Source organism: Aeromonas sp. HMWF015 (assembly GCF_963878965.1).
In the GTDB taxonomy this organism is placed as follows: domain Bacteria; phylum Pseudomonadota; class Gammaproteobacteria; order Enterobacterales; family Aeromonadaceae; genus Aeromonas; species Aeromonas veronii.
Genome location: NZ_CAWNZT010000017.1, coordinates 1 through 10682, shown reverse-complemented (window position 1 = coordinate 10682; position 10682 = coordinate 1). Strand labels below are relative to the sequence as shown.

Sequence of the window (10682 nt, the reverse complement as noted above, 5' to 3'; positions counted from 1 at the left end):
GTGCCAAGACCGGCGATGGCCACAAGAGCCAGGATCGCTATTACGATGATGACGATGATCATCACCATCACAAGCACCACAAGAAGTACAAAAAGCATAAGAAGCACAGATGGCACGACGACGATTGATGTGCGCGCAGTGAGTGCGAAAGATGCAAAACGGGACCTGTTGGCCCCGTTTTGCATTGTGTGGTGACTCGCTCGTGCGGTTACACCAGCCGGTGCTGGCGGCGACCGGCGGCAAAGGCGTTGATGTTGTCGATCAGCTGATCGGCGAGACGCTGCATCGACTCCTCGCTGGCCCAGGCCACATGGGGGGTCAGAATGAAGTGGGGGTATTGCAGCGCTTTCATCAAGGGATGGTCGGGGGGCGGGGGTTCGACGCTCGCCACATCGAAACCGGCACCGCCGAGGCGGCCATTGGCCAGCGCTTGCAGCAGCGCCTCCTCATCCACCAGTCCGCCACGGCCGACGTTGATCAGCAGGGCGCCCGGTTTCATCAGATCCAGCTCCCGCTCGCCAATCAGGTTGCGGGTGTAGGGGGTGAGCGGGCAGTGCAGGCTGATGACGTCCGAGCTTTGCAGCAACTCGTCGAGGGGGAGGCGATCCTCGTCGTGGCTGGTGCCGACCTGGCTCTGGGCGTAACGCACTGTCATCCCCATCCCCTTGGCCCGCTCGCCAAGCGCCTGACCGAGCGTTCCTTTGCCGATGATGCCAAGCTGCTTGCCGTGCAGATCCATGATGTTGTGGTCGAAAAAGCAGAATTGGCCGCTCTGTTGCCAGCGCCCCTCCAGCAGCGACTGGCGCCAGCAGAAGAGGTTGCGCGACAGGGCCAGCATCAGTGCCATGGCGTGTTCCGGCACCGAGGGGCCCGAGTAATTGCGGATATTGCACACCCCGATGTTGGCGGCGCGGCACGCTTCCAGATCCACGTTGTCGCTGCCGGTGGCGGCCAAGGCGATGAGTTTGAGCTCAGGCAGCTGGGCCAGTTCGGCGGCGCCGATCCGTACTTTGTTGATGATGGCGATGCTGGCATCTTTGAGCCGTTCCACCACCTGTTCCGGGGTAGTACTTGGATAGCTTTGCCAGTGGTGGGGGAAGTCGGGGTGATGCAGGGTGATGCCCGCATCCAGGGTATCGCTGTCGAGAAATACGATTTGCTGCATGGACCTTCCTGCCATTGTTCTGGTGTCGAGGTGCCATGATGCCAAAGAGGATGCGGTCAGGGCCAGATCGTCGCCGTGGCAGGGTTGGGCTTTATCCGGCAGATGTGAGCTGGCGCGCGCTTTATTGCGCCACGATGGCGGCTGGTTTAGAGCCAGCCCAGATGGTTGAGCCAGCCCTGAATGCGGGTGGGGGTCTCCTCCAGCTCCATCAGGGCGTAGGGGCGATAGTTGAGCTTGTTGCTGCGCCGGCTCTCGCTTTTGCGGGCCTCGGCGGCCAGCAGTGGCCAGCGACCGCCATCCTCCTGATAGAGATCGAGTGTGGGGATGGCCGCCTGAGCCACCTGTTTGGCCAGGGTCTGATTGCTCTGCTGATTGGGGAAGAAGCCATCGAGCAGCACCAGCGCGTCGGGGGCGGGTAACTGTTCGCTGGCGATAAGGTTGGCAGTCCAGGCGGCGCCGGTGCCTTGCGCCAGGATCAGCTTGAAGCCCCCCTCCTGCTGCTTGGCATCGGCCAGCTTGCTGATCCGCTCGGCAAACTGCTTGCGAAATGCATCGCTATTTTTCGCTTTTTTCTCGGCGGCTGGGTCCAGTTCGGTCTGCTGGGGGGAGGGCAGCAGCAGCAGGGTATCAAAACCCAGCTGGCCGAGGGCGCGAGTCAGTTGCCAGAGCTGGCCGCTGCGCTGCCAGTCGGGCAGTAAAATGGCGAGCCCCAGATAGTTTTCACTGTCGTGTTTGGCGAACAGCACCGTCTGCTTGTCGATTTGGGTAGCATCGGGCAACCCTTTCCAGTCGCTGGCTTGCCAATGGTCGAGGGGCATAGGTTCGGCAACGGGGGGCGCAACCTCGCTCGCCTCTGCCCCATGGCCAGCCAGCAAGGTCAATAACAGCAGTGATAAGGATAATCTGGCCATAGTGTGCTCCCCCGGTTATCTGGGTTAGCGGCGGCGGGATTTTCTGAAGGCGGGTGGTGTGATGGCAACTCGGAGGCAATAAAAAAGCGAGCCGGTGGCTCGCTTTTTTGCAATCAATTCAAAGCGGTCAATTAGTTGACGCGACGCTTGAATTCGCCGGTGCGGGTATCGATTTCGATCTTGTCACCGATCTCTACGAAAGCGGCAACAGCCAGCTCGTAGGTAGTGCCTTTCAGACGGGCAGGCTTGGTCACTTTACCGGAGGTGTCGCCACGGGCTGCCGGTTCGGTGTACTCAACTTCGCGCACGATGGTGGTCGGCAGTTCTACGGAGATGGCTTTCTCGTTGTAGAAAGTCACTTCACACAGATCTTCCATGCCGTCTACCAGGTAGTTCAGCACGTCACCCAGGTTGTCTTTCTCTACGTCGTACTGGTTGTACTCGGTGTCCATAAAGACATACAGGGGGTCGGAGAAGTAGGAGTAGGTGCACTCTTTACGCTCCAGCTGAACAACATCCAGCTTGTCGTCGGCCTTGAAGACAGTCTCGGTGGCGCTGCCGTTCAGCAGGCCTTTCAGCTTCATTTTGACCACGGCGGAGTTACGGCCGGATTTGTTGAATTCAGCCTTCTGGACCACCATCGGCTCGGTGCCGATCATGACTACGTTACCAGCGCGGATTTCCTGAGCGGTTTTCATGTAAAAAATTCCTGTTCGTGAAACGGACGGATAAAAACTGCCAGATTATATACGGCTTTCCAGAAATTTCACCAACCTCGTGACGAGATCCCCATCCCGGAGCAGCTTCTGTGACCAGAGTCGCCCATGTTGCTGCCAAATCGCGCTGTATCGGGGCCATTGGGCCCAGAGTGCGCGGCAATTTTCACCACGGTTGAGAGCCAGATTGAAGCAGCGCAGCCATTGGGCGCAATCGACAGGCAGATCAGCAAGATAGTGGTCGAGGAACTGCTCCAGCTTGACCAGATGGGCCTTTTCTTCCTGCTGGTAGATGTGCCAGAGGAAAGGACGAGCTGCCCACTGGGCCCGCACGAAGGAGTCCTCGCCGCGCACCAGATTGAGATCGCAGCTCCAGAGCAGCCGATCGTAACCGGCCTGATCGGTCATCGGCAGCAGCTTGATGGTGAGGTTGCCCGCGTGGAGCAGATCCCCCGCTTGGGCGGTGGTGATGGCATCTGCCAGACCGGCACCGGTGAGCACATCGTTGAGAGAGCGCCCCAGCGGCAGCAGCAGGGTGACGGGTGTGGCGCTATGGCACCAGCTCTCGACCAGACTCTTCAGCGCATCGCTCTCGTAGGTAAAGAGGCTGACCCGCAGCTCGTTCTCTTGTTTTGGCGGCAAACCGAGGCTGGCCCAGTAGGCGGTAAGTCCCGCTTCATCTTGCTGCCACTGCTCCCGTTCGGCGATGAGGTCGTGCTCGCACAAAAGGCCGCCGGTTTTAGCGGTAAAGCCCGGGAAGAAGAAGTATTTGTTGAGGCTTTTATTGCCAACACGCTGGGGCGAGGCGAGGCCGTGGCAATCCTCGACCCAGCTCTCCGCCGAGAGGTACTCCAGATTGATCCAGCATGGGGGGCTGGGTTGGCTCGCCATCAGCTCTATGAAGGGGGCGGGCAGCTCGCAGGCAAAGGCCTCGATCACCACCCTGGCCGGGGTCATGTCGCTCGGCAGGGTCTCATGCCAGTGCTGGATATAGATGCCATCGACCCACTGGCGATCCTGCGCCGGGTCGAGACCTGGACAGATGCGGGCGAAACTTGCCAGATCGTCCACCCAGAGCCGCACCTGAACCTCATCGCCATGTACCGCTATATTCCCCTCTCGTTTTAGCTGGCGGGCAAGTCGCCAGGTGACACCGATGTCGCCGAAGTTGTCGACGACGCAGCAGAAGATGTCCCAGTCAAACGGGGGCAGGGGAGTTGTCATGGCGCGGGATCCCGGATGCAAAAAAAACCGGTGCGCAGGGTAGCACACCGGTTGACTGGCTTCTAACCGTCAGCGCGTGACGGCGGTCTGCGGCAGGTTACTCCTTGCCGTAGACGTTGTTCTCTTGCTCGCGAACCCGGATAAAGGTGGTGCGTTTGGTGAGCTCTTTCAGCTGGCTGGCGCCCACGTAGGTACAGGTGGAGCGCACGCCGCCCAGAATGTCGCGCACGGCGTTCTCGACCGGGCCGCGGTAGGGCAGCAGCACGGTTTTACCCTCGGAGGCACGGTATTCGGCGACGCCACCAGCGTGCTTGTCCATGGCGCTGGAGGAGCTCATGCCGTAGAACTTCATGAAGGGTTCGCCGTCTACATCGACGATCTCGCCACCGCACTCTTCGTGGGCTGCCAGCATGCCGCCCAGCATCACGAAGTCGGCGCCGCCGCCGAAGGCTTTGGCGACGTCGCCCGGGCAGGTGCAGCCGCCGTCACCGACGATCTGGCCGCCGAGGCCGTGGGCCGCATCGGCACACTCGATGATGGCGGATAGCTGCGGGTAGCCGACGCCTGTCTTGACGCGAGTGGTGCAGACCGAGCCCGGGCCGATGCCAACCTTGACGATGTCGGCGCCGGAGAGGATCAGCTCTTCGACCATCTCGCCGGTGACCACGTTGCCCGCCAGAATGACGTGGTTGGGGCAGGCTTCACGAATTTTGCGCACGAACTCGACGAAGTGTTCGGAGTAGCCGTTGGCCACGTCGACACAGATGAAACGCAACGCTTCGGACATGGCGAGGATTTGGCGGGTCTTGGCGAAATCTTCAGCCGAGGTGCCGGTGGAGACCATTACATGGCCCAGCAGCGCCGGGTCGGTCTCGTTGACGAAAGCTTGCCACTGCTCAAGGCTGTAGTGCTTGTGTACCGCGGTCATCATCTCGAAACCGGCCAACGTGCGCGCCATGGCGAAGCTGCCGACGGTATCCATGTTGGCGGCGATGACGGGTACGCCTTGCCATTGGGTCTGAGTGTGTTTGAAGGTGAACTGACGGGTCAGGCTTACTTGGGAACGGCTCTTGAGAGTAGAGCGCTTGGGGCGGAACAGGACATCCTTGAAACCGAGCTTCAAGTCTTCTTCGATACGCATTACAAATTCCTTATTGAGCCTTGTTGAAAGTCACTTTTGCAGTGGCAAATTTTCGGCAGGCGCAAAAAAACCGGTGGTTTTCAGGCCCTCCGGTTTACAACAGTGTAGGCAAAAATCCCTTCAGAACAAGACTGATAATTTGTAAATCCTTGTGGTAGCCTTTGGCGTCACAACCTGAGGTTAACCACCAGTTTCATCCAGCACCGTTCGGTGCCTTGCTCTCCTACGATATTCCCGCCCGCTTGGGCCGCCGTTCGGCCACTCTTTGTCGTCTCTCTCCTGATCCGCCAGATATTATCCAAGTAGCTGAAATAAATCGGATTGACCCACAATGGGACTGTGGTAGATCTGGGCGCAGGATTGACAAGGCAGGGCAGTAAAATGGGCAAGATGATGGTGGGGATCACCCTGATGCTGGCACTGTGTGGCAGTGTGCTGGCAGAGACCCCGACCAGCTATGGCTGGATCGAGAAGGGACTTATTTTGCCCACCGGCGTGGCGGTGAAGATGAAACTCGACACCGGGGCGCTCACCTCTTCCCTCGATGCACGCGCCATCACCAGATTCAAACGGGACGGCAAGCCCTGGGTGCGCTTCATGCTGGTGGTGACCGATGCCGACAGCGGCAAACTGGTCAAGCAGCAGTTCGAGCGGCGGGTCGAGCGCAGCGTGACGGTGCGCGGGGCGGGCGGTATGGAGCATCGACCAACGGTGACCATGTCCATCTGTCTGGGGGACAAGGTGTATGAGGAGTGGTTCACCCTGCGGGATCGTAGCAAGATGATCTATCCGGTACTTCTGGGCCGCCGTCTGCTGGCGGAGCTGGGCCCGGTGGATGCCAGTCGAACCTTTACCGTGCAGCCCGCCTGCCGTTAGGGGCAATTTCGGCGTGAATCTAAAAAACGCCGTTTCACAGCTAAATCCCCGCACCTCTGCCAGAGGTAGCATCTCCACCATACCCTGAAGCGTGCGAGCTCGTTCGCCAGCAAGGGCTTGAGCGTGGAGTGCATCATAGTGAAACCCTATCAACAAATCGTATCTGAATGGCTATTGCTCGCGGGCGAACAGCAGGGCGTAGCCTTGAGTCTGGGCAACGATGGCCACTGCCGTGTGCCATTCGGTCTGGATGGCGAGTGCCTGGTCGAAGTGCCCGATAACGATGATCTGCAGGCATGCTACCTCTATATCCCCTTGCTGCGTCTGCCTGACGATGCGGCCAGTCAGTTGCAGCTGACCCGCTCGGCCCTTGAGCTGAACATGTTTGGTTTGACCACGGGAGGAAGCCAGATCAGTCTGGACAGTCGCAGCAACCATCTGGTGCTGACCTTTTCCTCTCTTATCGAAATGCTCGATAAAACTCTGTTTATGCAGACCCTGGGCGAATTTCTTGATCTCGGCGTCACCTTGCAGAGGCAGTTGCAGGCGTTGAACGCCCGGCAGGAGACAGCTGCCATTCCCTCCCCGTTATCTGGCGTCATGATCCCGTGTTGATGGATCGTCATTGGTATTAATCAGGAGTAGAAGATGTCTATTCAAAGCATTGGACAACCCCAGCGCGCTACCGCTGTGGCCTCTCATGAGCATGGCGAGGTGCAATCCTCATCTCGCCAGCACACGGTTCATCACAATCTGGCCTCTCACTATACCAGCCTCGGCTTCGGCTCCCGGGTTCAGCCGGGTAAGGTCTTGAACACCTCGCTCAAGTGGCTGACCCTCAGTGCCCCGGCTCGCAAGATTGGCATCGCCATCCAGGGCGGCCATGACTCCCATGCCCAGAGCGCCAAGGGCAAGGCCCGTTACTGGACGGGTGCCATCATCAAAGGGCTGGCCAATATCACCGGCGGCGTCAGCAGCGTGGCCAGCGGTGTGGTGACGGCCGGAGTCGCCGGGATAAAAAACCTTGGCGAGTCAGCAGCGCGTCTGGTGGCCTCCTCCTCTCTGGGGTTGGCGGGGAGCGTGATGAAGGGGGCTTCCCATCTGCCGCTCGGTATGTCAGAGCGGTTGCAACAAGGTTCACAGCAGGCCTTGAGTGCCGCCAAGGGGATCATCAAACCGGCCTTCGTGGCGAAGGCGCAGCAGGAACCGCTGACTGCCGAGGGGGCGAGAGCGGTGATGGATGCGGCCCAGCTGGCGCGGGTCAGCTGCTCCAGCAGTTATCGGGAGATGCCGGCAGGCTACAGTCACGCCACGCTGGCAGATATTCCCCCTTCGATATTGGCCCGCCGTGAAGATGGTTCCGGTGGCACCGGGAGTACCTTGACGCTTCATGTCACCCCGGGCAAGAACGAGAATGACCCCTTTATCCTGACAGGTGATGCCTGGTCTGCGCTCAAGGTCGCCGTTTACAAGCGTGGCGATACCATGGTGCTCTCGTTCGTGGGTACTCAACCTGCCAAACGTCCCGGCACCCTGAAGAGCGATGCTGGCGCGGCCCTTGGCATCAAGGACAGCGCGTTTCAAGATGCCGACCGGCTGGTCAAGGCCTTTGCCCAGCAGTATGGCGGCAAGGTCGAGGTGCTAGGCCACTCATTAGGGGGCGGTCTGGCGCAATATGCCGGCATCAAGCACGGGCTCAAGGTCACGGCGTTCAACAGCATGGGGCTGCATGTCGGATTGCGGGATCGCCTCGCTCACAAGCTGGACGATGCCAATGTCACCCACGTCAACACCAGCGGGGATCCGCTGAGCCAGAAGGTGGAACACGGTGTGTTCGGGCTGGATGCCTCTTCCCAGGTGGGCAAGCGTTATGTGATTGAACACTCTGGCGGGCATCGCATGGAGGCGGTGACGGCAGGTCTGGATGCGCTGCTTGCCTGATCTGCCGGTGATGGCGCGGCGACAAGTCGCGTAGCATCAGTGTGCTAATTATCTATAAACAACGCCTCCCTCGGGAGGCGTTGTTATTTTCGGATCAGGGCAGGGAGTGGGTGTGGGTCGGTAGCCAGACGCTCACCTCCAGCCCCCCTTCCGGCCGGTTGTGGACATCGAGGTCGGCGCCGTGCAACTGGGCGATGCGCGAGACGATGGCCATGCCGAGCCCCACGCCATCCCCCTGCTGGGGATTGACCCGAAAGAAGCGTTCATACAGCCGGGGCAAGGCGCTGGCGGGAATGCCGGGGCCGTTGTCACTTACATCCACCCTCACCCGGTTGCCCTCTCGCTGAACCCGCACCCTGCTCTCGCCCTCCGGCTGGGTGTAGCGCAGCGCATTGTCGATGAGATTACTGAACAGCAGTTCGAGCAGGGTGGCCTGCCCCATCACCAGCTGCGGCAATTCACATTCCAGCGACAGCTGCTGATCCTTCTTGAGAGCGATGGGAGCCAGCGTCGCGAGGGTGCCTTGCAGCAGGTGGCCTATCTCCAGCTCAGTTAGTACCAGTCCCTGCTGGTTGTCGATACGGGCCTGGGTCAGTAGTTGGCGGATCAGCCGATCGCTGCGATCGAGGGCCTGCAGCATCTTGTGCAGGGATTGCTGGCGGCTGGTGTCATCATCGGCAGCCAGGGCATTTTCACTGTGGATCCGCAGTACCGCCAGCGGGGTGCGCAGCTCGTGGGCCGCCTCGTTGGTGAACTGTTTCTCCCGCTCTATGGTTTCCGCCAGCGCCTGCATCAGCCGGTTGATCTCGTTGGTGAGGGGGGTCAGCTCCTGAGCGCTTGTCTTGAGGCTGAGCGGGCTCAGGTTGGCGGGGTGACGCTCGCTGATGGCCTGGGCCAGCTGGCGCAGGGGGGCCAGCCCGCGGGTGATGAGCCACCAGAGCAGGGCCAGCAGAAAGGGCAGGGTGATCAGCAGCGGCAGCATGGTGAGGGTGGCCATCTTGCTGGCCAGTTCGCTGCGCTCGTCGTCCCGCTCGGCCACCACCAGCCAGGTCTGCTCCTGCTGGTTGTAGAGAGTGAAGGTGCGCCACTGGTGATTATCTTTTTCGACCGTGTCGAAGCCGATAGCCAGGGTGACCAGCGGCTGCTCCGGGGCGCTGGGGGCGCGCAGCAGCAAGCCGCCCTTTTCATCGAGCAGCTGGAAGTAGAGATTGCGTTCGAACTCGTGGCCGTAGGGGGTGATCTCCCGATCTTCGCCGGTCAGGTTGAGGCTGGGGTCTTTTTGCCACTCATCGGGATTTTGCGCCTCCCACTCCTGATAGACGGTGCCGTTGGCGGGCAGCTGCCCCTGCTGGGCCATGTAGCGAGCCAGTAGCTGATTGGTGATGCGGGCCGACTGGGCGAGGCGGGCATCAAACAGCTCCTCCATTTCGTGGCTCGCCTCCATGTAGCCGATAAAGGCGCTGATGGTGAGACTCAGGCTCACCAGCGTCAGGATACCGGTGAGCAGAAAGCGGCGAATGGAGCGCGGACGTTTCATCGTGCGGGTGTCCGGCTTGGCTGTTCGAGCTGGGGAATGATGTAGCCGACCCCGCGAATATTGCGGATAAGGTCGCTGTAGAACTTCTTGCGCAGATGGTGGATATGCACCTCCACCGCGTTGCTCTCGGCCCCTTCATCCCAGCCGTAGAGGCTCTGTTGCAGCTGATCCTTGCTCAGCACCCGGCCGCTCTGGCTGATCAGCTCCTGCAGCAACTTGTATTCATGGGGGGTGAGTTTGACCGCCTCCCCCTGATAGGTGACCTGCTGGGATTCGGGATAGATGAGGATGTCGCCATACTCCAGTATCGCCTGAGCCTGCCCCTTGCTGCGGCGAACCAGGGCGCGCAGACGGGCGTTGAGCTCCTGCAGGGCGAAGGGCTTGACCATGTAGTCGTCGGAGCCGGCATCGAGGCCGACCACCCGATCGTCCAGCGCATCGCGGGCGGTGAGGATCAGCACCGGCAGCTGGTGTCCTTCACGTCGCAACTTGCGCAGCAGGCTGAGGCCATCGATGTCGGGCAGGTTGAGATCGAGGATCAGGGCGGCAAACTCGTCGCTCTTGAGGGCTGCCAGAGCGGGCAACCCCTGTTGCAGCCAGTCCACCGTATAGCCGCTATGGCGCAGTGCATCCTGCATACCATCCCCCAGCATCACATCATCTTCTACCAGCAGGATCCGCATTCTTTTCTCCCTGTTTGTTGGGTGTCGCGATCTGGCTCAGCGCCAGGGTGTGCCGTGGCATAAACAACCCTGCCCACCAGTATGCAAGCTGGTGGGCAGAGTTTAAATAGTTCTTTGATCCATCAGGGTTTTATAGCTTGGCCAGCCGATCGCGGATCTCCATTCTGCGCCCTTCGTCGGCCACTTCGCGGCCCGGGCGGGCCGGGGCGGCCAGCGCCTTGTCGAGATAGGTTTTGGCCTCGGCCTTGCGGCCCTGATCCAGCAGGAAGTCGCCATAGAAGAAGTTGGGGTCTATGCCATCGGGATTGATGGCCAGCGCTTGCTTGAGCAGCTGTTCTGCCTTTTCGTCATCGCCAAAGCCGACCGGCCACCCGGGCACCTGATAGTAGAGGGAGCCCAGACTGGTGTAGGCAGAGCCGTCCAGCGCTTTGGGATCCTGCTTGAGCGCCAGCTCCAGCTTGGCCTTGGCCTCTTTCACCAGACCCAGT

11 protein-coding genes are annotated in these 10682 nt (G+C 60.4%); 3 read left to right on the top strand and 8 right to left on the bottom strand.

Annotated features, from left to right (window positions below; genetic code table 11):
- Positions 1 to 208 precede the first annotated feature (208 nt).
- The 5 genes from AACS18_RS00695 to AACS18_RS00675 form a co-directional block, all read right to left on the bottom strand.
- Positions 209 to 1165, bottom strand: a complete 957-nt coding sequence (locus AACS18_RS00695; RefSeq protein ID WP_108613460.1) for a D-2-hydroxyacid dehydrogenase — start codon at positions 1163 to 1165, stop codon at positions 209 to 211.
- A 146-nt stretch (positions 1166 to 1311) separates the two neighbouring features.
- On the bottom strand, positions 1312 to 2076 hold the full coding sequence (locus AACS18_RS00690; protein WP_108613459.1) for a DUF3530 family protein: 765 nt from the start codon (positions 2074 to 2076) through the stop codon (positions 1312 to 1314).
- A gap of 131 nt (positions 2077 to 2207) precedes the next feature.
- Entirely contained in the window at positions 2208 to 2774 is a 567-nt protein-coding gene (gene efp / locus AACS18_RS00685) for an elongation factor P (RefSeq protein ID WP_005335100.1), read from the bottom strand.
- A 45-nt stretch (positions 2775 to 2819) separates the two neighbouring features.
- Positions 2820 to 4016: an elongation factor P maturation arginine rhamnosyltransferase EarP gene (earP, locus tag AACS18_RS00680; protein ID WP_108613458.1), complete on the bottom strand. Its 1197-nt coding sequence runs from the start codon at positions 4014 to 4016 to the stop codon at positions 2820 to 2822.
- A gap of 97 nt (positions 4017 to 4113) precedes the next feature.
- The gene (locus AACS18_RS00675; protein ID WP_005348017.1) at positions 4114 to 5157 is read right to left on the bottom strand and encodes a GMP reductase; all 1044 of its coding nucleotides are present in this window, start codon (positions 5155 to 5157) and stop codon (positions 4114 to 4116) included.
- Between the two features lie 381 nt (positions 5158 to 5538).
- Between AACS18_RS00675 and rloA3 the strand changes: the two genes are divergently transcribed.
- The 3 genes from rloA3 to AACS18_RS00660 all read left to right on the top strand — a co-directional run bounded on the left by rloA3 (position 5539) and on the right by AACS18_RS00660 (position 7974).
- Entirely contained in the window at positions 5539 to 6033 is a 495-nt protein-coding gene (rloA3, locus tag AACS18_RS00670; protein ID WP_108613457.1) for a retropepsin-like aspartic peptidase RloA3, read from the top strand.
- A 138-nt stretch (positions 6034 to 6171) separates the two neighbouring features.
- Positions 6172 to 6648 (top strand): CesT family type III secretion system chaperone, encoded by a 477-nt coding sequence (locus tag AACS18_RS00665; RefSeq protein ID WP_233267752.1) that lies wholly within the window; start codon positions 6172 to 6174, stop codon positions 6646 to 6648.
- A 33-nt stretch (positions 6649 to 6681) separates the two neighbouring features.
- On the top strand, positions 6682 to 7974 hold the full coding sequence (locus AACS18_RS00660; RefSeq protein WP_108613456.1) for a phospholipase: 1293 nt from the start codon (positions 6682 to 6684) through the stop codon (positions 7972 to 7974).
- Positions 7975 to 8068: 94 nt separating this feature from the next.
- Here the strand turns inward: AACS18_RS00660 and AACS18_RS00655 are convergent, their stop codons facing one another.
- The 3 genes from AACS18_RS00655 to AACS18_RS00645 form a co-directional block, all read right to left on the bottom strand.
- Complete coding sequence (locus AACS18_RS00655) at positions 8069 to 9511, bottom strand: ATP-binding protein (RefSeq protein ID WP_108613455.1); 1443 nt, start codon at positions 9509 to 9511, stop codon at positions 8069 to 8071.
- On the bottom strand, positions 9508 to 10194 hold the full coding sequence (locus AACS18_RS00650; RefSeq protein WP_108613454.1) for a response regulator: 687 nt from the start codon (positions 10192 to 10194) through the stop codon (positions 9508 to 9510). Before AACS18_RS00650 ends, AACS18_RS00655 begins: the two co-directional genes overlap by 4 nt.
- A gap of 130 nt (positions 10195 to 10324) precedes the next feature.
- The coding region (locus AACS18_RS00645; RefSeq protein WP_146184831.1) for a tetratricopeptide repeat protein at positions 10325 to 10682 on the bottom strand (358 nt) is incomplete at its 5' end.